The following is a 20,356-nucleotide window of genomic DNA, read 5'->3' on the forward strand; positions in this document are numbered from 1 at the left end:
CCCAAACGAACGTTGCCGCGAAGCAACGGAGGCCAACGCGCGGCCCTTACCATGCCAAACTGGCTTGCCCGCGCCAATGGACAGCATTACAAGCTCTACTGTCTCAGGAGTTTGGATGTCGACTACTTCGCAGTCCCGGTGATCCCCTGCCCGTAAGCGGCAGGGATTGAAGTCCTCGCGCCCTCGGCGCGCGGCCCGCGGAATCGCGGCTACGATCACCTGATTCCTGAACGAAATCCCATCATGAATGTCTCGAAAGTCGAGCAGCGTGTCTTGCACGCGCTCGCTCAGGGCGGCGTTATCCGCCATTGCAAGAATGAATCCGGCCGCATCATCGCGGTAGACTGCACCACCCGGGACGGCTGGATCCTGACGGATTGTTCGCTCGACCTGTTCCAGCGCCTGAAGCGGCGGCGGCTGATCGCGTCGCAGAACGGCGCGCCCTACCGCATCACGCGGACAGGCCTGGACGCGGTGCGGGCCCAGTTGGACAACCGCTAAAGCAAATCGGCGGGCTCGAGGGCCCGCCGATTCATTTCCTATTGCGCGAGGCGCGCGGCGATGGTGCGCCGCTCGAACTCGATGTTCCACTCGATCAGCCGGCGCCAGAGATCGCGCGCCAGCTGTTCGTCGAGGCCAGCTTCCCCCGCCGCCACGGCGACGCGGTCGAGCACCTCGTCAACCCGTTCGGGCACCAGCGCTTCGTCCGGCGAAGACTTGATCTCGGCCATCCGCTGGACATAGCCGAAGCGCTCCGCCAGCAAGGCGACGAGATCGGCATCCAGCCGATCGATCTCGGTGCGGATATGCGCCTTGGTGGTGCAATCGGCCGGCTTGCGGATCATGTCACCACCACTTGGACGGCGTGAAGGTGCCGGCGGCATCCTCGATCACCTGGCCGAGGCGGAACAGCGTCTCTTCCTCGAACGGGCGGCCGATCAGCTGCAGGCCGAGCGGCAGCTTCGACTTGTCGAGGCCGGCCGGAACGGCGAGGCCCGGCAGGCCCGCCATGTTGACCGTCACGGTGAAAATGTCGTTCAGGTACATCTCCACCGGCGAGGCCGTCGTCATTTCCGCGAGGCCGAAGGCGGCCGAAGGAGTCGCCGGCGTCAGCACGGCATCGACGCCCGCTTCGAAAGCCAGATCGAAATCGCGCTTGATCAGCGTGCGGATCTTCTGCGCGCGGACGTAATAGGCGTCGTAATAGCCGGCCGACAGCACATAGGTGCCGATCAGGATGCGGCGCTTCACTTCATGACCGAAGCCGGCCGAGCGGGTGTTCTCATACATCGAGGCGATGTCTTCGCCCGACACGCGCAGGCCGTAGCGTACGCCGTCATAGCGGGCGAGGTTCGACGAAGCCTCGGCGGGCGCGACGATGTAATAGGCCGGCAGGGCATATTTCGTGTGCGGCAGCGAGATGTCGACGATCTCGGCGCCGGCTTCCTTCAGCCAGGCGATGCCCTGCTGCCAGAGCGCCTCGATCTCGGCCGACATGCCGTCGAGCCGGTATTCGCGCGGGATGCCGATCCGCAGGCCCTTCACCGACTGGCCGACGGCGCCCTCGTAATCGCCCACCGGCACGTCGACGGACGTGGTGTCCTTGGCGTCGACCGAAGCCATCGACTTCAGCAGGATCGCGGCGTCCCGGACCGTGCGGGCGATCGGGCCGGCCTGGTCCAGCGACGAGGCGAAGGCGACCGTGCCCCAGCGCGAGCAGCGGCCATAGGTCGGCTTGATGCCGACCGTGCCGGTGAAGGCGGCCGGCTGGCGGATCGAGCCGCCGGTATCGGTCGCGGTAGCACCCGCGCAAAGGCGCGCGGCCACGGCGGCGGCCGAACCGCCCGACGAGCCGCCCGGCACTAGCGGCGCGTTGGAGCCCTCCTTGCGCCAGGGATTGACGACCGGGCCGTAGAACGACGTCTCGTTCGACGAGCCCATGGCGAACTCGTCCATGTTCAGCTTGCCGAGCATGACCGCGCCGTCGTTCCAGAGATTGGCCGTGACGGTCGATTCATAGTTGGGCTTGAACCTGTCGAGGATGTGCGACGCGGCCTGGGTATGCACGCCCTCGGTCGCGAACAGGTCCTTGACGCCGATCGGCACGCCTTCCAGCGCACGCGCCTCGCCCTTGGCCAGCTTCTCGTCGGAAGCCGCCGCCATGCTGAGCGCCTGCTCCGGCGTCTCGACGATATAGGCGTTGAGCGCGCGCGCCGCCTCCATCGAGGCGAGATAGGCCTTGGTCAGTTCCGTGGCAGAGAAGGCCTTGGCGGTGAGGCCGTCGCGGATTTCGGCAATGGTCAGGCTGGTCAGGTCGGTCGAAGACATCGGCATCTCGAATGTCAGGAGGCGGTGCGCGGCGTCACCGGGCTTGAGGACGCGCGGCGCCCTCTTCGGAAAAGTCGGCGTCTAGCGCCCGGCGGTCACTCGACGACCTTGGGCACGACGAAGAAATCATCGTCCGAGATCGGCGCATTGGCGACGACGCGATCGGCATAGAAGCCGTCGGTGACGATATCAGCGCGCTTCTTCATCGTCTGCGCGACGACCGAGGTCAGCGGCTCGACGCCCTCGACATCGACCTCGTTCAATTGCTCGGCAAAGCCGAGAATCGCGTTGATCTCGCCCTGGAAGGATTGGGCTTCCTCCTCGGTGACAGCGATCCGGGCGAGATGAGCGACCCGCTTGACGGTGGCGATGTCGACGGACATGGCGAGAACCCTTTGGCAAGAGCCGTTGAGAGCCGGTTGAGCGCGCCGGCCACGGCGGAAATGATCCGCTCGCTATATCACCCGCCTCTGCCGCATCGCAACTGAACAGGCGGAAAGCATGGAGGATTGCGGCCCGCAGCGACCTTGCGCCGCCGCCCCGCCGCATCAATTGCAGCCAGGCTGCCGGACGGATAGTTTCCCCTCACGCGGCATCGCGCCGCCACCGGGCCGTCATGTCGATCCCTGCCAATGCCATTGCCGGCTTCTGCCGCGACTGCCTGACGCCCGCTTCCGGGCCGCGTTGCCGCGCCTGCGGCAGCCCGCGCATCGCCGCGCACCCGGAACTCGGCACGCTCTCCATCACCCATGTCGATTGCGACGCCTTCTATGCCTCGATCGAGAAGCGCGACGACCCGAGCCTTGCCGACCAGGCCGTCATCATCGGTGGGGGCAAGCGCGGCGTCGTCTCGACCTGCTGCTACATCGCCCGCATCCACGGCGTCCGCTCGGCCATGCCGATGTACAAGGCGCTCGACCTCTGCCCGGACGCGGTTGTGATTCGGCCGAACATGGAGAAATACGTCGCCGTCGGCCAGCAGATCCGCACGTTGATGCAGGAGCTGACGCCGCTTGTCGAGCCGATCTCGATCGACGAAGCCTTCCTCGATCTCTCCGGCACCGAGCGGCTGCATGGCGCCGCGCCGGCGCTGACCATTGCCCGCTTCGCCCGCCGCGTCGAACAGGAGATCGGCATCACCATCTCGGTCGGGCTCTCCTTCAACAAGTTCCTGGCCAAGCTCGCCTCCGACCTCGACAAGCCGCGCGGCTTCTCCGTCATCGGCCGCGCAGAAGCGCTGACCTTCCTGGCCGAAAAGCCGGTCGGCATGATCTGGGGCGTCGGCAAGGCGCTGGAGGCGAAGCTCGCCGAACAGGGCATCAAGACGATCGGCCAACTGCAGCGCATGGAGGAGAGCGACCTCGCCAAGCGCTATGGCGTCATGGGCCTGCGGCTCGCCCGCCTCGCCCGCGCCGACGACCGCCGCACCGTCGAGCCGCGCCACGAGGCCAAATCGATCGGCGCCGAGACCACCTTCGACCACGACCATGCCGACCTCGCAACGCTCCGGCCGATCCTGCGCCGCCTGTCGGAAAAGGTATCCGCCCGCCTGAAGCGCGCCGAGCTCGCCGCCTGCAACGTCACGCTGAAGCTCAAATCCTCCGACTTCAAGCTGCGCACCCGCTCGCGCCAGCTCGCCGACCCGACCCGCCTCGCCGACCGCATTTTTCGCACGGCCGAGCAGCTTCTGGCGCATGAGACCGACGGCACCACCTATCGCCTGATCGGCGTGTCGGTATCGGATTTCTCCGATCCGCAGCGGGCCGATCCGGACGATCTCGTCGACCCCGCCGCCGCCAAGCGCGCCAAGGCCGAGGCAGCGATCGACAAGGTGCGCGGCAAGTTCGGCAAGGCGGCCGTCGAGCACGGCCTGACGTTTCGGAAGCCGGAATAGCGCCGAGTCCGCCTTGGTCATGTTACGCCCCGCCGCTATGCTTTTCGGCAAACGCTGCGTTGAACAACAAGATCGGGAGCGAAGCCATGACCGAAAAGCCGGCGAGACAGCCCGCCACGGCCAGATCCGCCGCGAAGCCCGCGGCCGACAACGATACGGCAAGAGCCCTACTCCTCGCCGGCGGCAATCCGCAGATTCGCAAGGGCTTTGGCGATGAACCCGTGCAGGCCTATATCGCCGCCATGCCGGAATGGAAGCACGCGGTCGGCAAGCGCCTCGACGCCATCATCACCCGCGCGGTGCCGGGGGTGCGCAAGGCGGTCAAATGGAACTCGCCCCTCTATGGCGCCGACGAGGATGGCTGGTTCCTCGGCCTTCACTGCATGACCAAATACGTCAAGGTCGCCTTCTTCCGCGGCGCAGCCCTCGATCCGCCGCCGCCGGAATCCTCGAAGCAGGCCCATGTGCGCTACTTCCATATCCATGAGGATCGCCCGTTCGACGAGGCGCAGTTCGAGGCCTGGGTGAAGCAGGCGAGCCGCCTGCCCGGCGAAAAGATGTGAAGGGAGGACATGCCATGACCAAGCCCATGCACGACGCAGAGCCGGCGGAAGGCGTCCCCGCCTCCGACATGATCGACGCGAAGATCCGCGAACTGGCCGACTGGCGCGGCGAGACGCTGGCCCATGTCCGCCGGCTGATCCGCGACGCCGACCCGGATGTCGTGGAAGAGGTGAAATGGCGCGGCGTGCCCGTCTGGTCGCAGGACGGCATCATCTGCACCGGCGAGACCTACAAATCCGCCGTCAAGCTGACCTTCGCCAACGGCGCCGCGCTCGACGACCCTTCGGGCCTGTTCAATGCGAGCCTCGAGGGAAACACCCGCCGCGCCATCGACCTCCACGAGGGCGAGGCGATCGACGAGGCGGCGTTCCAGGCGCTGATCCGCGCGGCGATCGCGCGGAACCAGGCCAAGGCCAAAAAGCCCCGGAAACCCAGCGCGGGCTGACCCGGCCCCTGCCCGCTATCCCCGCCTCGCGAACGAACCCGAAAACGGTGGTTGCCCGCGCCCGCGCCGCCGATCATGATCCTCTCCCGATCGTGTGGAATCGCAGAGAAAACAATATGTCGGAAGCAACGCTCCATCCTCTCGCCGGCAAGCCGGTTCCCCGTTCGGCCCTCACCAACATTCCGCGGTTGATGACCGCCTATTTCGCGCTGACGCCGGACCCGGCGATCGCGACCCAGAAGGTGGCGTTCGGCACGTCCGGCCATCGCGGCTCGGCCTTCGCTAGCGCTTTCAACGAATGGCACATCCTGGCGATCACCCAGGCCGTCTGCCTCTATCGGAGCCAAGCCGGCATCACCGGCCCGCTCTTCATCGGCATGGACACCCACGCCCTCTCCGAAGCCGCCCTCACCTCGGCGATCGAGGTGCTGGCCGCCAATGGCGTCGAGACCATGGTCGACGAGCATCTCGGCTATACGCCCACGCCCGTCATCTCGCATGCCATCCTCACCTACAACAAAGGCCGCACCGAAGGCCTCGCCGACGGCATCGTGATCAGCCCGTCGCACAATCCGCCCGATGATGGCGGCTTCAAGTACAACCCGACCAATGGCGGCCCGGCCGATGTCGACGTCACCGGTTGGATCGGCAAGGCGGCCAACGAGTTCCTGGCGACAAAACTCGCGGGCGTGAAGCGCATGCCCTTCGCCCGCGCCCGCAAGGAAGCCTGCATCCGCCCGTACGATTACATCACCCCCTATGTCGCCGATCTCGCCTCCGTCATCGACATGGAAGCCATTCGCGCGGCCGGCGTGAAGATAGGCATCGATCCGCTCGGCGGCGCGGCGGTGCGCTACTGGGAGCCGATGATCGAGCGCTTCAAGCTCGACGCCACCGTCGTCAACGACATCGTCGACCCGACCTTCGCCTTCATGACGGCGGACTGGGACGGCAAGATCCGCATGGACTGCTCCTCGCCCTACGCCATGGCGCCGCTGATCGCGCTCGCCGAAAAATTCGACATCGCCTTCGCCAACGACACCGACGCCGACCGCCACGGCATCGTCACGCCCTCGGGCGGGCTGATGAACCCCAACCAGTTCCTCGCCGCCTCGATCGCCTATCTCTGCCGCCACCGGCCGGAATGGAACGAAGCGAGCGCCTTTGGCAAGACGGCCGTCTCCAGCGGCATGATCGATCGCGTCGTCGCCAAGATGGGCCGCAAGCTGGTCGAGGTGCCGGTCGGCTTCAAATGGTTCAGCGCCGGGATGATCGACGGCTCGCTCGCCTTTGGCGGCGAGGAAAGCGCCGGCGCCTCGTTCCTGCGCCGCGACGGCTCGGTCTGGACCACCGACAAGGACGGCCTGATCATGGGCCTGCTGGCGGCCGAGATCACCGCCACCACCGGCCAGGACCCCAACCAGCTCTACCAGTCGGTCACGTCGGATCTCGGCAAATCCTATTACGCGCGCATCGACGCCCCGGCGACGGTGGAGCAGAAGGCGATCCTTGGAAAGCTCGACCCGTCCAAGATCGACGCGGCGGAGCTTGCCGGCGAGCCGGTGACGGCCCGCCTCACCCGCGCACCGGGCAACGACGCCTCGATCGGCGGCATCAAGGTGGTGACCGAAAACGGCTGGTTCGCCGCCCGCCCCTCCGGCACGGAAGAAGTCTACAAGATCTACGCCGAAAGCTTTTTAAGCGCCGACCACCTGGCCCAGATCCAGACGGACGCAAGGGCCGTGGTGGCGAAGGTGTTTGCGGCGGGGTGAGTAGTGGGCGTCAGATGAGAAGCTGGCTTCGAATACGCTTGGATATCAATGCCTCGAACGCCTAGTTCTAGGGTCACCCGAACTTTTTGCGATACATTGTCTCAATATCGGTAAGGAACCTCGCAGAGATTGTTGCCGGAGCATTGCGAGTACAAAGCCGCCGCGAACTTTACATATTTTAGATCCTACTTAATCCAACCATAGTAGCAGACAAATCCAGATCGCAATACAGTACGACATCAATTCAACAACATGTGCCGAAAGAATGTCAATAAACCGATCAATAATAAAAGTATTCTTGGCATCGCCTGGCGATCTGACCGAGGAAAGAAAATCCGCCAAGAGAATTGTTGAAGAAGAAAACGAGAATCACGCAAACATTCAAGGCTATCAGTTCGAACTAGTTGGCTGGGAAAGCACAATTGCACAGCATGGTAGGGCGCAGGAAATAATCAACCGCGACCTCGATCAGTGCAACTTTTTCGTCGGTGCAGTATGGAAAAGATGGGGAAGCCCTCCAGGGCCGCAAGGAGGAGCCTATTCTTCAGGATTTGAGGAAGAGTACGAACGCTCCGTTGCCCGATTCAAAGAAACGGGAAAGCCGAATATCTCGCTGCTCTTCAAGACAATCAGCGACGAAGACTCCCGAGATGCAGGTCCTCAGCTTGAAAGCGTGCTCGCATTTAAAAAACGTTTCACAGAAGGTTATGATGGCGTTTACCAAACCTTCGAAGATATCCGCGAGTTCGAGCATCACTTCCGATCAATAATTTCTCTATTTCTTCAAAATCAAATATCCGAAGATATTGACACACAACGTGAAGAAAAATCTAAAGTTGTATCCTTAGATTTCAAGAAGCCGGTCGAGCCACCCACGGCAAGCGGACTACTATTCTCTCCCGCTGCGCAGGACTTTGTTATTGAGCTGATGGCAAGGCCGTCAAAGGAGACCGAATTCGAGTTTAGTCCAACGGAGGCTGCCAGATTCCGCCTTCTAGCAACCACTCTACAGCAGTCCCAGAATGACAACCAAACACTTGGACCACACGACTTCGAATCTTATGTACCTCAATTTGAGGAATAGCACTGCCCTCACAAAGAGGGAGGTCATCGGACTGATGAACGCAGGACTTGAACACTTCAGTTCGCAGAATGCTCCCCTGTGGCATTGGCTATTCAAAAAGACAAACGACCCTCAGGATGAGTTGGAGTTTCGGACGCTGGTTGGCAGCTCAAGCCAACGCAAGAACGCGTTTTTGGCACTTACCCTTATCGACGGGCCCCCTTCGGAGCGCATACCTCCAAGAGGAAGCAAGAGATTTATCAATGTATGGCTTCAAGCAGAAAACGATCTAGTCGTAGCAGCTCTCAGTTACCTTTCTTCCTGTGGCTCGTCCGCGGACATAGGTCAAATTGACAAGCTTCTTGATGCATCGGCTACGGACGTTTCCCGCGCAGCTGTATTTGCAAAGGCAACTATCCTCGCACGAAACAGCATTTATGATGCACTCACGTTTATCTCAAGCCGCGAGGACGCTGAGGTCCCTGCTAGCCTCGCGGTGAAACTTCTCGCCGCTCCGCCAGTCCTGGAGACAAACCTCCTCAGAAAGTGCCTGACAAATAGGTCAACTGTCTTTCGCCGGATGGTAGCAATAGAGTTACTCCGTCGGAACGCGATCGATGTTGATGATGCCAAAGCTCTTGCTCAAAGCATTGACCCAGAGACTAGAGGGCTAGCGGCTAGGGCACTATCGCGAAAGCTATTGGAGTTCTCACTCTCCGATGCACGCGCGATAGTCGTGAAGCCCCAGAAACAGGCTGGTCTCGCCTTTTCAGAAAGTAGAGACTTTCCCGGTGAGGACGAATTTGAGAATTATAAGCACGAGATACTCTGTCAGCGGAGCCTCTCCGAATTAAGAGGGCGAGTTGACGGCGAAGGTCTGTATAGTCACGATATATCGTTCGCCCTCTACGACAAGTATTTCAAGCAAATGGAAAAGGAATTTATCGACAATATTGAAGACAACTTCGTCAGTTTTATCAAAAACAAAAGACTAAAGACACAAATAACCGAGGTATCGACCTCTGAGGCAAGACTGGATGAATTTGTTCGCGGAAGAATGCTTCAGAAGGCTATCTCACTCCTATGTTCGAAAAATGTCAAAAAGCACCTCACCCTTATCAGAAAAAAAATCGACGAGAACTCTTTATACTATTCAGAAGAATTGCTTAATTATCTAAAGAAATTTGGAAACTGGGATGATGTCAGCCGTGTAGTTGTCCTTGTTCAAAACGTTAACAAGAGAGGGCTGTCGATACTGACCTATTTCGCCCAAAGGGAGGAGTATGAAGCTTCTGCCAAAGCCGTCGTCGCATTGGGGCGCGAGCGAGTAGGTGATCTGCTCGCAATGGAGATGCCAGAAGGGTTGAGAAGCGCTGTAATCCGCGAGCTGCCTCAAAAGACTTTTCGTTCCCTTGATAACAACCAGATCGTGACATGGTTACGATCTTCATCCGATGGCGTGAGGAAATGCATCGCCCTCAAAGCCGTATCATGCCTCACAAAGAAACGCATAGAAATCATCATGGATGAGTATACAAACAGAGGTGAGAGATATTTCTACAATGCCGTATTCTGGCTTGATCTTGGCGCCAACAGTGACAAAGTAACATCCTATCACGCGGCACAGAGAGAGCTTGCGTTATCATAGCCACCCTCAAAGACCCTATCCTCGGCTTTGCTAAACCGTACAACTACATGGCGCCCTGTCAGGCTAATTGGCTGTCAGCGCCAAGCAGTTTAGTTAGGGACGCAGAGAGCTATCGCTCTTTGTGCAGTAACAGAATTTGGCAACAGAAGAAGGCGGCGGCGCAAAAGTTGGCCTTGTCGCCACGGGCCGCAGTGATAGAACAGGCGGTAGCGGGCGCCGAAGATCGCCGTCTTGCGCGCCTCGGCGTCCTCGTCCGAAAGCTCTTTGTCACCGCTGGCAATCAAGTCGCCGATCGCCTTGCCGAACGCTCTCCTGACGAGGCCGCCGCCTTCGCAGATGCGCACCGCCGCCTGGACGGCGAGGCTGTTCGACGCTGCGGGCCAGATCGGAATTCTCCGTTACCTAAACCCGATCGTTGAAACGAAGCGGCACCGAAGTGCCGCCCCGGGACAAAAGCCTACTCCAGAAACACCGGCGTGCCGTCCGGCTCGGCCTTCAGCTTGGCGGCGGCGGCGCAGAAGTCTGTTTTGTCGCCATGGGCTTCGGCGATGAACAGGCCGTATCGGGCGCCGAAGGCGACGAGGATGGCGGTCTTGCGTTCCTCGGCCTGCTCGTCGGTCAGTTCCTTGTCGCCGCTGGCAATCACGTCGCCGATCGCCTTGCCGAACGTTTCCTTGGCGAGGCCGTGGCCGTCGCAAACGCGGACGGCGGCTGCCTGGAAGGCGAGGTTGTTCAGCGCCGCGAACTGGGCATCGGCGAGGATGGCGCCTTCCGTCTCCAGGAAATCGGCCCAGGCCGCGTCGGCGCGGTCATTGTCGGCGTCGGGCGCGGGCGCGGTGGCGCCGGCCGGCGGTTCCGGGGCGATGTTCGCCGTCTGCGCCCAGGCGGGGGCGGCGGCGAAAAGGGCGGCGATCGCGGTAGCGGCGAGGGCTGCGCGGATCGCGCGGGCGGGCCGGAAGCTATGTGCGAGCATGGTGTTCCCCTCAGCGGCCATAAACGCGCCAGGTCCAGTTGCCACTATAGGCGCCGCCGTTGTTGTAGCAGGCGCGCTGTTCGGGATAGCAGATGATGCCGCCGGCGGGCGAGAACGGCGCCGGCGGGCGATAGGCGGGCGGCGGCGGCGCACCATAGATCTCACGGTTGCGGTTGGCGCTGTCGGCGATCGCCGCGCCCACGGCGACGCCGGCGATGCCGCCCAGGATGGCGGCGGTGTTGCGGCCATCCCGCGCCTGGCCGGGTTGGCCGGCCGAGACCAGCAAGGCCGGCGCCAGCACCGCGACGGCGGCCAGTCTTCGAATCAATCTTTGCATGGCAGTCCCCTGTGCACTCCCGGTTGCATTGAACAGGCCCGCCCCGCGCCGGTCAATTGACGCGCCGCGCATTCGCAACCGGAGATGGGAGGCGGCCGCTCCGCGGGGGATGCGGCACGGCGCGTCCGCCTTCAACCGGCGCGGGAGGCACCCGCCGCGCCACCTGTTTCCCTTGGGTCATCCGGTGTATGCTCGGCGCCGTGGTGGATGGACTGCATCGCATGGCGAGGGAGGCCGGTTTTCAGGCGAAGGCCGGCGCAGGTGGTCAACATGCACTCCGGCCGGTGGACCTTTCCGCTTCGCATGCCCGCGGGCCTTGCCGGCTACCAGCCGGCCTGGCTGACGCGTGACCTCTCGGCCGGGCTCGCGGTCGCGGCCGTCGGCCTGCCCAGCGCCATCGCCTATCCCGCCATTGCCGGCCTGCCGCCGCAGACCGGGCTTTATGCGAGCATCGCGCCGCTCGCCGCCTATGCGCTGTTCGGCCCGTCCAGAAACCTGATCGTCGGGCCTGACGCCGCGACCATGACCGTGCTGGCGGCGACGCTCGCTGCCGTCACCGCCAGCGTGCCGGATGTCGGCGGGGGCGAGCGGGTGGCGATCGCGGCGATGCTGGCGCTCGGCGTCGGGCTGCTCTGCCTGCTCGCCCGGCTGTTCCGGCTCGGCGTGCTGGCGAGTTTCCTGTCGCGGCCGATCCTGACCGGCTTCTTCATCGGCATCTCGTTCTCGATCCTGATCGGCCAGATCAGCCGCGTCACCGGGGTCAAGGTCGATTCCGAGGGCCTGCTGCGGCCGTTGATCGACCTGCTGCGCAAGGCCAATCTGATCCATTGGCCGTCGCTGATCCTGGCGCTGGCCATGTTCGCGCTGCTGCAGATCGTGCGGATCACCAAGTTTCCCGTGCCGGGGCCGGTGCTGGTGGTGGTGCTGTCGGTGCTGCTTTCGGCGGTGTTCGGCTTCGAGGCGCGCGGCATCGCCATCGTCGGTGACATTCCCGCCGGCCTGCCGCACCTCGCCCTGCCCCGCCTCGCCGGCCTGCCGCTGCAGACGCTGGCGCTGGGCTCGGCGGCGATCTTCCTGGTGAGCTACGGCGCCGGCATCATCACCGCGCGCAGCTTCGGCGCCCGCTCCGGCGAGACGGTCGATCCGAACCGCGAGCTGATCGGCTTCGGCGCCGCCAACCTCGCCGCCGGCCTGTTCGGCGCCTTCCCCGTCTCGGCGTCGGATTCGCGCACCGCCGTCAACCTCGCGGTCGGCGGCCGCTCGCAGCTGACCAGCCTGGTCGCCGCGCTGACGCTGGTGGCGACGCTGCTGTTCCTGGGCCCGGCGCTGCGCATCATCCCGATCCCGGCGCTGGGCGCCATCCTTGCCGCCACGGCGCTCAACATGATCGACATCGGCGCCATGCGGCAGATCTGGCGCATCAGCCCGATGGAGTTCGCGTTCGCGCTGATCGCGATGTGGGGGCCAATCGGCCTCGGCGTGCTCAACGGCGTGGTCATCGCCATCGGCGCGACGCTCGCCTATGTGCTGCGCAAGCTGATGTTCCCGCGCGACGCCATGCTCGGCCGGATCGCCGATCACGAGGGTTTCTACAAGCTGCACCGGAGCCCGGAGGCGCGCGCCGTGCCCGGTTTCGCGGTGTGCCTGATCCAGGGCAGCCTGCTGTTCTTCAACACCGATTATATCGCGACGCGCCTGCGCGCCATCGCCGAGGGACTGCCGGAGGGCACGCGCTGGCTGGTGCTCGACGCCAGCGCCATCGCGCAGATCGACAGCTCGGCGGCGGAGATGCTCGGCGAGGTCTGCGAGGAACTTCGCCAGCGCGACATCCGCCTCGGCATCGCCGATTTGCACGCCGAGGCGCGCGATATGCTCGAGCGCGCCGGCATCATCGACATCGTCGGCGCCGACATGATCTTCGACATCCTCGAAGACGCGTATCAGGCGTTCGAGGCGAGGCACTGATCGCTCCATGACTGTGCGCAGCAGGAGGTGGGAATGAGCAAGGACAAGAAGGCCAAGCAGGCATCAGCCCCGCATGGCTCGGGATCGGTCGTCGCCGAGGCAGCGCCGGACGGCCAGGGCAGGAGCTATGCCAGCGAGCTGGCGCGGCTGCAGGTGGAACTCGCCCATCTCCAGTCCTGGGTGAAAAAGTCCGGCGCCCGCATCGTCATCATCTTCGAGGGGCGCGACGCGGCCGGCAAGGGCGGCGTGATCAAGCGCCTCACCGAGCGGGTGAGCCCCAGGGTCTTCCGCGTCGTCGCTCTGCCCGCGCCGAACGACCGCGAGAAGACCCAGATCTACATGCAGCGCTATGTCCAGCATCTGCCGGCCGGCGGCGAGGTCGTGATCTTCGACCGCTCCTGGTACAACCGCCCCGGCGTCGAGCGCGTCATGGGCTTCTGCAGCGAGGAGAAGGCCCGCCGCTTCCTCGAACTGACGCCGCGCTTCGAGGCCGCCATGATCGAGAGCGGCATCACCCTGCTCAAATATTTCCTTGATGTCTCCGAGGAAGAGCAGGAGCGCCGCTTCCGCCAGCGCGTCAAGGACCCGCTGCGGCAATGGAAACTGAGCCCGATGGATATCGAATCCTACAATCGCTGGTGGGAATATAGCCGCGCCTATGACGAGATGATCAGCGCCACCGATACGCGCCACGCGCCCTGGTGGATCGTGCCGTCCAACGACAAGAAGCGCGCGCGGATCAACTGCATCGCCCACATATTGAGCCAGATTCCCTACGAGCACGTGCCCTTCGACATCCCGAAATTCGGCAAGCGGCAGAAGCGCCCGTCCGATTTCACCGAGGACCCTGCCCCGCGCAACATCGTCCCGGACATTCTCGGCTGAACTTCTTTTTCACGTCAGCGGGATGCCGGTTCGAGCACGCCGGAGCGTGCCCGCGTCCGGGCGGGACGCGTGCATCCGGCCCAAAGGCATGCGCGCCGACGGCCCGGCCTCGGCGGCGGGAATGCGCCTGCGCCGCCTCGTTGCACGCGAGCCACCGGCTCTCCAAAGGCCGACCTCAGGCCCGGCTCCCGGGCTCACCAGGGGCGTCTATACCAAAGGATAAGTGCCTGGCCCTGCGTGTATAATTTCCGCGAAGCCCGCCGGCTGTCAGATTTCCCCTCGAGCCAACGCACCGGGCTCGGCAGCCATCGCCAACGAGGCGCCGTCGGAATTTCCCGCCGGTCCCGGCCGCGATATCGAACAGCAGGAAGGGAATAGACCATGCAAATTCTGACCGACAAGATGCTCTCGCAGTCCGCCTTCAGCCACGAACTCGACATTCCCTTCGACCAGATCGACATTGCCGACTGGCTCTTCAATCTGCCCGAGGCCGAGTATCAGCGTTGCTGCCCGCCGGATCATATCGCCGCCGGCACCACCTCCACCGACGATGGCCGCAAGATGTCGATCAATGTCGAGATGATCGGCACCAGCCTGGTCGTCCAGCACTATGTCGCCGACGAGGCGACGCCGTCCTATTGCCGCATGAACTCGATCTCCGACGTCTTCCCTCCCACCGGCGGACGGACGCAGGTCAATGTCATCTGGGAACTGATCGCCGAGCCGATCGAGGGTAACCGCACCCGCTACACCAACAAGGTCACCTGCCACCCGACGGACGTGTTCATGACCTTCATCGCGGAACACGGCCAGACCTTCGAGCAGGCCGCAGCCGCGCGCCAGGCCGCGGGCGGCGACCACAACAGCCGCGAGACGCCTCTTTTCGCGGAAAGCATCGCCCGCACCTCGCGCGCCAAGGCCGCTTCCAAGTAAGGCCGCCCGCCCTGGGTCCATTCGGGGAGGCGGTTGTCCTCCGCCTCTCCATGGCCCGCTCCCGGCGGGTCGCCCTACTGGACCTCGCTCTTCCAGCTCAGGAAGAAGCCGACATCCCCGGGCATGCCGTTTGGAAAATTGATGATCATGGCGCTGAGCCGGAAACCCTGCGGCTTGGCGTATTGGAGATAGCGTTCATAGAACTGCCGGGCCTTGCCCTGTAGCGTCTCGGGCCAGTCCGGGTCGGCGCTGTTGATCGCCCGCCCGCTATCGGTGCAGAGCACGGAGGGGAAGGTGTAGACCATCGCCTCGTACTTGCCGTTCTTGACCGCGTTCATCGCCACTCGGCGCACGCTGGCGATCTCCTCGTCGCTGACCTGGTCGCGCAGGAAGCTTTCGGTGAACTGGTTGAGCGCCTCGTTCTGCGACGACCGATGCGCCTGCTCCTTGGCGACCTCCTTCATCCGCTCTTCGAGAATGGCCTTCCGCAACGACTCGGCACTCGGCGGCGGCGCATTGACATCGACGTCCTTGATTTCGGCCATGTCTTCCTCCTGAAAAATTTGCCGGCGAAAGAAGTGCGCGGGTGCGTTTGGCTAGCCCTTGTCCCCTCTGGCAGGCCGTCGCAGGCATCGTAACGGCAACGGAAATGCCGCTGGAAAGCGCGCTGCGGCATGGTTCCTGTCCTACGTCCCCATTATACGACGCCACCTTCCGCATGGGAAGGTTTCAGCGGGAGAGAGCGGCGCTCGACGGATGCCCGATTTCACAACGCATTGGGACCGAAGACCGGCTTTGGAGGCGATTTTAGTAAAGTGCGTCTCGGACGAGGAAAGCGAGGCAGCCACATTGCTTTGCAGTGGAGCGGCAGACACCGACGCCATCTTGGCCGTTCGCGCTCTTAACGACTGATCCCGAAAGCAGACGTTCATCCATCACCCCAGCGCCTGCGGTACCTCCCGAGCTTGCAGGTCGGGGAACTTTCTCGCCATATGGTCTATGAGAGCGCGAACGGCTGGAGGCAGGCCGCGGCGTGTTGTGAAGACGAGATGGACAATACCGTCCTCGCTTCGCCAATCCCGAAAGACGCGAACCAGCTTGCCGGCGGCCACCTGCGCCGCGCAGGCGTGGTCAGGCAGGAAAGCGACTCCCAGTCCACTCGCGGCTGCGTCGCAGAGGACTGCGTAGTCGGCGCAGGTCATGCGTGGCTCGTGGCGCAGCACATGAGTTGCCCCGTCGTCACGCTCCAGCGTCCATGTGATCTCCCCTTCAGCATCGCTCGTGCTGAGCGTTGCCATAGAGGCGAGAGCGGCGATGTCAGCACCCAACTGGCTTGCCACCTGCGGGCTGGCGACGAGGATCCAGCGTGAGCGGCCAAGTGAGCGCATGGTGAGGGAAGCGTCGCTTGTCAGTTCGCGACGGACGCGCAACGCCAAGTCGATACGCTCTTCGATAAGATCGATGGCTCTGTCTGTTACGACCAGTTGTAGTTGGACCTTCGGGAATTGTGCAAGGAAGTCGCCGGCGATAGCGGATACTCTCTTTGCCAGATTCAGCGGACAGCTCATGCGGATGCGCCCATGCGGCTCGGCTTGTGCCTCCGCGACGAGCGCTTCTGCCCGCTCCGCCTCCAGCATCATGGCTCGGCAGCGCTCGTAGAAGGTCTGTCCCACTTCGGTGACCCGGAAGCGTCGGCTGGACCGCTCGATCAGGCGCACGCCGAGGCGGACCTCCAACCCTGAGATCCGCCGGCTGAGTTTCGACTTAGGCTCCCGTAACGCCCGGCCAGCAGCTGCAAACCCGCCATGGGCAACCACTTCAGCGAAGTAGACATAGTCGTTGAGGTCGTGGCGCATGATCGTTCCTCCAATGGAACGCTATGTGCCACATCTGCCGTCTATAAGCATCATCGTTGATGGCTCATCTCTCGTGGCAACGGCGAGCAGGTCGCCGAGAGATGGAGAACGAAGATGGCGAACAGGTTCCAGAACAAAGTCGTAGTGGTAACGGGCGCGACGAGCGGCATCGGTCTCGCGGCTGCCAAGGCCTTCTCGCAAGAGGGTGCATCGGTCTTCATCACCGGGCGCCGCCAGGATGTGCTGGACGCGGCGGTCAAGGCGATCGGCGGTCGGGTGACAGGTGTACGGGGCGATATGGCAAACTTTGCGGACATCGATCGACTCTATGACACCGTGCAGCAGCACCACGCGCAGATCGATGTCGTCTTCGCGAATGCAGGTGGCGGCGAGTTTGCCCCGCTGGGCGCGATTACCGAAGAGCATTTTGACTCCACCTTCGACACCAACGTGAAGGGCACGCTCTTTACTGTCCAGAAGGCCTTGCCACTGTTGAAGGACGGCGGCGCCATCGTGCTGACAGGTTCGACTGCCGGCAGCGAAGGAACGCCAGCCTTCAGTGTTTACTCCGCAAGCAAGGCGGCGGTGCGCAACTTCGCCCGCAACTGGATCCTCGACCTCAAGGAGCGCCGCATTCGCGTCAACGTCGTCAGCCCCGGCGCGACGCGCACGCCGGGTCTCGTCAGTCTCGCCGGTGAAGATGCTGAAAAGCAAACGGAGCTTCTCAATTTCCTGGGCTCGCGGATCCCGCTCGGGCGTGTCGGTGATCCCGAGGAGATTGCAAGGGCCGTTCTTTTCCTCGCTTCGAATGAGGCGAGCTTCGTGAACGGCGTCGAGTTCTTCGTCGACGGTGGTCAGGCGCAAGTCTGACAGAACGGGCCAAGTGCCCTTGTCAGGTCCGGAGCGACGTTTTGCCCTCATTGCCGGGTCAAGCCCGGCAATGACACAGAGAGAAGCGGGGCCCGACGAGGATCATGAGCGTCGATCCACTGTAGGCTTCGCGCTGCCGAACTTGGCTGGCCATAGCGGGTCGCTGACGTCCCGGCCGAGCCTCCCTCGCAACGCCCCCGCGGGGTCGTCATCGACCCGGAAATGGCGGACCGCAACCGGATGCGGCGCGCGTTCCTCCGCGCATTCGGGCAGCCGCCGCAGGCACTGCGGCGCACGGCACGCGGCGGCTCCGGTGTGGAGGACGTCGGCTTTGACGCTCACGTGTCCGACAGCTGACGGTCCGCAAACCACCCCTACTCGGCCATTCTGGCTCAGAGCGCCAACGGCAACCGTTGAGGAAAAGTGCAATTGGCGAAGACTGCCGGAAAGGGAGCGCGAAGCCAGGGGACAGGGCCCAAGCTCCTCGCTTCCCCCAAAGAATTCAAAAGCAAGGGCCGGAGTGCGCGCGGGAGCTCCGGGGCCTACCTAGGGGGCATGATCCATGCGAAGGATGATGCCCATGGCCCACGCCCTGCACCCAGACGCCCCTGCCCCCGCCAGCACCCTCGCGCCCGCTGATGCGCTTGCGCCGGTCGAGCGCGATCCGCGCTGGCAGGCGGTGGTGGCGCGCGATCGCGCCTTCGATGGCGCGTTCGTTTTCGCGGTCCGCACCACCGGAATCTATTGCCGGCCCTCCTGCCCTTCCCGCCACGCCAGGCCGGAGAATGTCCGCTTCTTCGACGCCTGCGAGGACGCGGAGGCGGCAGGCTTCCGCGCCTGCCGGCGCTGCACGCCCAACGCCGCCTCGCTGGCCGAGCAGCATGCCGAAATCGTGGCCAGCGCCTGCCGGATCCTCGAGGAGGCCGAGACGGAGCCGTCGCTCGCCAAGCTCGCCGGCGCGGTCGCCCTTAGCCCTTTCCATTTTCACCGCATCTTCAAGGCGGTGACCGGGGTGACGCCTAAGGCCTATGCGGCGGCACACCGCGCCTCGCGGGCGCGAAACCAGCTGGCGGGCGGCGCCGGCAGCGTCACCGAGGCGATTTATGATGCCGGCTTCCAGTCGAGCGGCCGCTTCTATGCGACCTCGAACGCCGTGCTCGGCATGACGCCGACGGCGTTCCGGGCCGGCGGCGCCGACACGCGAATCCACTTCGCGATTGGGCAATCTTCGCTCGGCGCCATCCTGGTCGCCCGCAGTTCCAGGGGTATCTGCGCCATCACGCTGGGCGACGACCCCGAGGCGCTGGCGCGCGAGCTGCAGGACCGGTTTCCGAAGGCCGAGCTGATCGGCGGCGACGCCGAATTCGAAAGGCTGGTGGCGCAGGTGGTCGGCTTCGTCGAGGCGCCGAAACTCGGGCTCGACCTGCCCCTCGACGTGCGCGGCACTGCCTTCCAGCAGCGGGTCTGGCAGGCGCTGCGGGAGATCCCGCCCGGCGAGACCGCGAGCTATGCCGACATTGCCCGCCGCATCGGCGCGCCCAAGGCGGTGCGGGCGGTGGCCGGCGCCTGCGCCGCCAACGCCATCGCAGTGGCGATCCCCTGCCACCGTGTCGTGCGGAATGACGGCGCGCTGTCGGGCTATCGCTGGGGCGTCGAGCGCAAGCGGGCGCTGCTGGACAAGGAAGCGCGCGGATGAACGCCGACCCGCGCCCGGCCGGCTTCGGGACGATTGCTGCAAGCGGCGGCGCGATCCGCCTGTCGCTCGAGGTCATCCCGACGCCGATCGGCGACATGCTGCTGGTCGCCGACAGAGAGGGTTTTCTGCGCGCGGCGGATTTCGCCGATTGCGAAGATCGGCTGGCGCGGCTGCTCGATCGCCGGCTGGGTCGGGGCGGCTACGCGCTGACTCGGGAAGCGGTCCCGGCTCCCATCGCCGCGAGCCTGCGGGATTATTTCGCCGGCGCCCTCGCCGCCCTGGATGCGATCGCGGTCCGATCCGGCGGCACCTCGTTCCAGCAAACGGTCTGGCAGGCGCTACGCACCATCCCGCCCGGCGCCCCGCTCAACTATGGCCTACTGGCGGAACGGCTGGGGCGGCCGCAATCGGCGCGGGCGGTCGGCCACGCCAATGGCGCCAATCCGTTCTGCGTCGTCATCCCCTGCCACCGGCTGGTCGGGGCCGATGGCGCCCTGACCGGCTATAGCGGTGGGACGGCGCGCAAGCGGTGGCTGCTCGACCACGAGGCCCGGCACACGGCTTCAGCCTGACGCGCGTCCGGCGATGCCCACGAGGAAACTTCTCAGCAAGGGGTCGAGCGCCGCCTGCTCGTCGGGCGACAGCAGCGCGATCAGCCGCTTCTGCGTCGCGACATGCGCCGTCACCGCCGCTTCGATCGTCGCGAGGCCTTTCGGGGTTAACAGGACGCTAACACTTCGGCGGTCATCGGGGTTGTGCGAACGCGCCACCAAGCCGGCTTTTTCGAGCTGGTCGATCCGGTTGGTCAGCGTGCCCGAGGTGATCATCATCGTCGAAAGCAGGTCGCCCGGCGAAAGGCTGAAGGGCGCGCCGGAGCGGCGCAGCGTCGCCAGCACGTCGAAACTCGCGCCGGTCAGGCCATATTCGGCGAAGGTCTTGTCCATCTCCCGCGTCAGGAAGTGCGCGATCCGGCCAAGACGGCCGATCAGCCCCATCGACCCGACATCGAGATCGGGCCGCTCGCGGTTCCATTGCGCCAGGATTTCGTCGACAGCGTCCATGCCCGCATCGTCCCATCGAAGATATCTTGACGTCAAGACATATCCCGGTATCTTGATGTCAAGATA

At 64.0% G+C, this 20,356-nt stretch carries 22 protein-coding genes; 13 read left to right on the top strand and 9 right to left on the bottom strand.

Going from position 1 to position 20,356, the window contains the following annotated elements; genetic code table 11:
• Window positions 1–243 precede the first annotated feature (243 nt).
• Entirely contained in the window at window positions 244–501 is a 258-nt protein-coding gene (locus ACHMWQ_RS16780; RefSeq protein WP_396308331.1) for a YjhX family toxin, read from the top strand.
• A 38-nt stretch (window positions 502–539) separates the two neighbouring features.
• Here the strand turns inward: ACHMWQ_RS16780 and ACHMWQ_RS16785 are convergent, their stop codons facing one another.
• The 3 genes from ACHMWQ_RS16785 to gatC all read right to left on the bottom strand — a co-directional run bounded on the left by ACHMWQ_RS16785 (window position 540) and on the right by gatC (window position 2,711).
• Entirely contained in the window at window positions 540–845 is a 306-nt protein-coding gene (locus ACHMWQ_RS16785) for a chorismate mutase (protein WP_396308332.1), read from the bottom strand.
• Window position 846: 1 nt separating this feature from the next.
• On the bottom strand, window positions 847–2,328 hold the full coding sequence (gatA, locus tag ACHMWQ_RS16790) for an Asp-tRNA(Asn)/Glu-tRNA(Gln) amidotransferase subunit GatA (protein ID WP_396308333.1): 1,482 nt from the start codon (window positions 2,326–2,328) through the stop codon (window positions 847–849).
• Between the two features lie 95 nt (window positions 2,329–2,423).
• Window positions 2,424–2,711 (bottom strand): Asp-tRNA(Asn)/Glu-tRNA(Gln) amidotransferase subunit GatC, encoded by a 288-nt coding sequence (gene gatC, locus ACHMWQ_RS16795; RefSeq protein ID WP_354549606.1) that lies wholly within the window; start codon window positions 2,709–2,711, stop codon window positions 2,424–2,426.
• Between the two features lie 233 nt (window positions 2,712–2,944).
• Between gatC and ACHMWQ_RS16800 the strand changes: the two genes are divergently transcribed.
• The 6 genes from ACHMWQ_RS16800 to ACHMWQ_RS16825 all read left to right on the top strand — a co-directional run bounded on the left by ACHMWQ_RS16800 (window position 2,945) and on the right by ACHMWQ_RS16825 (window position 9,714).
• The gene (locus tag ACHMWQ_RS16800) at window positions 2,945–4,222 is read left to right on the top strand and encodes a DNA polymerase IV (protein ID WP_396308334.1); all 1,278 of its coding nucleotides are present in this window, start codon (window positions 2,945–2,947) and stop codon (window positions 4,220–4,222) included.
• Window positions 4,223–4,308: 86 nt separating this feature from the next.
• Window positions 4,309–4,785 carry a DUF1801 domain-containing protein gene (locus ACHMWQ_RS16805; protein WP_396308335.1) on the top strand — a complete coding sequence of 159 codons (477 nt, stop codon included), beginning with the start codon at window positions 4,309–4,311 and terminating at the stop codon, window positions 4,783–4,785.
• A 14-nt stretch (window positions 4,786–4,799) separates the two neighbouring features.
• Window positions 4,800–5,231 carry a DUF1801 domain-containing protein gene (locus tag ACHMWQ_RS16810; RefSeq protein WP_396308336.1) on the top strand — a complete coding sequence of 144 codons (432 nt, stop codon included), beginning with the start codon at window positions 4,800–4,802 and terminating at the stop codon, window positions 5,229–5,231.
• Window positions 5,232–5,347: 116 nt separating this feature from the next.
• The gene (pgm, locus tag ACHMWQ_RS16815; protein WP_396308337.1) at window positions 5,348–7,003 is read left to right on the top strand and encodes a phosphoglucomutase (alpha-D-glucose-1,6-bisphosphate-dependent); all 1,656 of its coding nucleotides are present in this window, start codon (window positions 5,348–5,350) and stop codon (window positions 7,001–7,003) included.
• 298 nt (window positions 7,004–7,301) lie between these two features.
• On the top strand, window positions 7,302–8,087 hold the full coding sequence (locus ACHMWQ_RS16820) for a DUF4062 domain-containing protein (RefSeq protein WP_396308338.1): 786 nt from the start codon (window positions 7,302–7,304) through the stop codon (window positions 8,085–8,087).
• Complete coding sequence (locus ACHMWQ_RS16825; protein WP_396308339.1) at window positions 8,026–9,714, top strand: hypothetical protein; 1,689 nt, start codon at window positions 8,026–8,028, stop codon at window positions 9,712–9,714. Before ACHMWQ_RS16820 ends, ACHMWQ_RS16825 begins: the two co-directional genes overlap by 62 nt.
• 89 nt (window positions 9,715–9,803) lie before the next feature.
• On the opposite strand, the gene ACHMWQ_RS16830 is transcribed toward ACHMWQ_RS16825, so the two are convergent.
• The 3 genes from ACHMWQ_RS16830 to ACHMWQ_RS16840 form a co-directional block, all read right to left on the bottom strand.
• Entirely contained in the window at window positions 9,804–10,058 is a 255-nt protein-coding gene (locus tag ACHMWQ_RS16830; RefSeq protein ID WP_396308340.1) for a hypothetical protein, read from the bottom strand.
• Window positions 10,059–10,171: 113 nt separating this feature from the next.
• Entirely contained in the window at window positions 10,172–10,687 is a 516-nt protein-coding gene (locus tag ACHMWQ_RS16835) for a hypothetical protein (RefSeq protein WP_396308341.1), read from the bottom strand.
• A 10-nt stretch (window positions 10,688–10,697) separates the two neighbouring features.
• On the bottom strand, window positions 10,698–11,024 hold the full coding sequence (locus ACHMWQ_RS16840) for a hypothetical protein (RefSeq protein WP_396308342.1): 327 nt from the start codon (window positions 11,022–11,024) through the stop codon (window positions 10,698–10,700).
• A 270-nt stretch (window positions 11,025–11,294) separates the two neighbouring features.
• Between ACHMWQ_RS16840 and ACHMWQ_RS16845 the strand changes: the two genes are divergently transcribed.
• From ACHMWQ_RS16845 to ACHMWQ_RS16855, 3 genes are all read left to right on the top strand, one after another.
• Window positions 11,295–12,989 carry a SulP family inorganic anion transporter gene (locus ACHMWQ_RS16845; RefSeq protein WP_396308343.1) on the top strand — a complete coding sequence of 565 codons (1,695 nt, stop codon included), beginning with the start codon at window positions 11,295–11,297 and terminating at the stop codon, window positions 12,987–12,989.
• A gap of 33 nt (window positions 12,990–13,022) precedes the next feature.
• A complete protein-coding gene (ppk2, locus tag ACHMWQ_RS16850) occupies window positions 13,023–13,874 on the top strand; it encodes a polyphosphate kinase 2 (protein WP_396308344.1) in 852 nt (283 codons plus the stop codon).
• A gap of 381 nt (window positions 13,875–14,255) precedes the next feature.
• Window positions 14,256–14,807 carry a hypothetical protein gene (locus ACHMWQ_RS16855; protein ID WP_396308345.1) on the top strand — a complete coding sequence of 184 codons (552 nt, stop codon included), beginning with the start codon at window positions 14,256–14,258 and terminating at the stop codon, window positions 14,805–14,807.
• Window positions 14,808–14,881: 74 nt separating this feature from the next.
• Here the strand turns inward: ACHMWQ_RS16855 and ACHMWQ_RS16860 are convergent, their stop codons facing one another.
• Window positions 14,882–15,352 (bottom strand): histidine kinase, encoded by a 471-nt coding sequence (locus tag ACHMWQ_RS16860; RefSeq protein ID WP_396308346.1) that lies wholly within the window; start codon window positions 15,350–15,352, stop codon window positions 14,882–14,884.
• 390 nt (window positions 15,353–15,742) lie between these two features.
• Window positions 15,743–16,663 carry a LysR substrate-binding domain-containing protein gene (locus tag ACHMWQ_RS16865; protein WP_396308347.1) on the bottom strand — a complete coding sequence of 307 codons (921 nt, stop codon included), beginning with the start codon at window positions 16,661–16,663 and terminating at the stop codon, window positions 15,743–15,745.
• 114 nt (window positions 16,664–16,777) lie between these two features.
• On the opposite strand from ACHMWQ_RS16865, the gene ACHMWQ_RS16870 reads away from it, so the two are divergent.
• From ACHMWQ_RS16870 to ACHMWQ_RS16880, 3 genes are all read left to right on the top strand, one after another.
• Entirely contained in the window at window positions 16,778–17,533 is a 756-nt protein-coding gene (locus ACHMWQ_RS16870; protein ID WP_396308348.1) for an SDR family NAD(P)-dependent oxidoreductase, read from the top strand.
• A 580-nt stretch (window positions 17,534–18,113) separates the two neighbouring features.
• The gene (ada, locus tag ACHMWQ_RS16875; protein ID WP_396308349.1) at window positions 18,114–19,229 is read left to right on the top strand and encodes a bifunctional DNA-binding transcriptional regulator/O6-methylguanine-DNA methyltransferase Ada; all 1,116 of its coding nucleotides are present in this window, start codon (window positions 18,114–18,116) and stop codon (window positions 19,227–19,229) included.
• Complete coding sequence (locus ACHMWQ_RS16880) at window positions 19,226–19,801, top strand: methylated-DNA--[protein]-cysteine S-methyltransferase (protein WP_396308350.1); 576 nt, start codon at window positions 19,226–19,228, stop codon at window positions 19,799–19,801. The genes ada and ACHMWQ_RS16880 overlap by 4 nt, the downstream gene beginning before the upstream one ends.
• On the opposite strand, the gene ACHMWQ_RS16885 is transcribed toward ACHMWQ_RS16880, so the two are convergent.
• A complete protein-coding gene (locus ACHMWQ_RS16885) occupies window positions 19,793–20,290 on the bottom strand; it encodes a MarR family winged helix-turn-helix transcriptional regulator (protein WP_396308351.1) in 498 nt (165 codons plus the stop codon). The two genes, ACHMWQ_RS16880 and ACHMWQ_RS16885, sit on opposite strands and share 9 nt — an antisense overlap.
• Between the last annotated feature and the right edge of the window lie 66 nt (window positions 20,291–20,356).

The sequence above is a fragment of the Kaistia sp. UC242_56 genome, from assembly GCF_044452255.1.
In the GTDB taxonomy this organism is placed as follows: Bacteria; Pseudomonadota; Alphaproteobacteria; order Rhizobiales; family Kaistiaceae; genus Kaistia; species Kaistia defluvii_A.

Coding starts and splice junctions, on each gene's coding strand:
- ACHMWQ_RS16880 (WP_396308350.1), top strand. CDS start 19,226: ATGAACGCCGACCCGCGCCCGGCCGGCTTCGGGACGATTGCTGCAAGC.
- ACHMWQ_RS16855 (WP_396308345.1), top strand. CDS start 14,256: ATGCAAATTCTGACCGACAAGATGCTCTCGCAGTCCGCCTTCAGCCAC.
- gatC (WP_354549606.1), bottom strand. CDS start 2,711: ATGTCCGTCGACATCGCCACCGTCAAGCGGGTCGCTCATCTCGCCCGG.
- ACHMWQ_RS16810 (WP_396308336.1), top strand. CDS start 4,800: ATGACCAAGCCCATGCACGACGCAGAGCCGGCGGAAGGCGTCCCCGCC.
- ACHMWQ_RS16800 (WP_396308334.1), top strand. CDS start 2,945: ATGTCGATCCCTGCCAATGCCATTGCCGGCTTCTGCCGCGACTGCCTG.
- ACHMWQ_RS16885 (WP_396308351.1), bottom strand. CDS start 20,290: ATGGACGCTGTCGACGAAATCCTGGCGCAATGGAACCGCGAGCGGCCC.
- pgm (WP_396308337.1), top strand. CDS start 5,348: ATGTCGGAAGCAACGCTCCATCCTCTCGCCGGCAAGCCGGTTCCCCGT.
- ACHMWQ_RS16785 (WP_396308332.1), bottom strand. CDS start 845: ATGATCCGCAAGCCGGCCGATTGCACCACCAAGGCGCATATCCGCACC.
- ACHMWQ_RS16805 (WP_396308335.1), top strand. CDS start 4,309: ATGACCGAAAAGCCGGCGAGACAGCCCGCCACGGCCAGATCCGCCGCG.
- ada (WP_396308349.1), top strand. CDS start 18,114: ATGGCCCACGCCCTGCACCCAGACGCCCCTGCCCCCGCCAGCACCCTC.
- ACHMWQ_RS16835 (WP_396308341.1), bottom strand. CDS start 10,687: ATGCTCGCACATAGCTTCCGGCCCGCCCGCGCGATCCGCGCAGCCCTC.
- ACHMWQ_RS16825 (WP_396308339.1), top strand. CDS start 8,026: ATGACAACCAAACACTTGGACCACACGACTTCGAATCTTATGTACCTC.
- ACHMWQ_RS16860 (WP_396308346.1), bottom strand. CDS start 15,352: ATGGCCGAAATCAAGGACGTCGATGTCAATGCGCCGCCGCCGAGTGCC.
- ACHMWQ_RS16870 (WP_396308348.1), top strand. CDS start 16,778: ATGGCGAACAGGTTCCAGAACAAAGTCGTAGTGGTAACGGGCGCGACG.
- ACHMWQ_RS16780 (WP_396308331.1), top strand. CDS start 244: ATGAATGTCTCGAAAGTCGAGCAGCGTGTCTTGCACGCGCTCGCTCAG.
- ACHMWQ_RS16865 (WP_396308347.1), bottom strand. CDS start 16,663: ATGCGCCACGACCTCAACGACTATGTCTACTTCGCTGAAGTGGTTGCC.
- gatA (WP_396308333.1), bottom strand. CDS start 2,328: ATGTCTTCGACCGACCTGACCAGCCTGACCATTGCCGAAATCCGCGAC.
- ppk2 (WP_396308344.1), top strand. CDS start 13,023: ATGAGCAAGGACAAGAAGGCCAAGCAGGCATCAGCCCCGCATGGCTCG.
- ACHMWQ_RS16840 (WP_396308342.1), bottom strand. CDS start 11,024: ATGCAAAGATTGATTCGAAGACTGGCCGCCGTCGCGGTGCTGGCGCCG.
- ACHMWQ_RS16845 (WP_396308343.1), top strand. CDS start 11,295: ATGCACTCCGGCCGGTGGACCTTTCCGCTTCGCATGCCCGCGGGCCTT.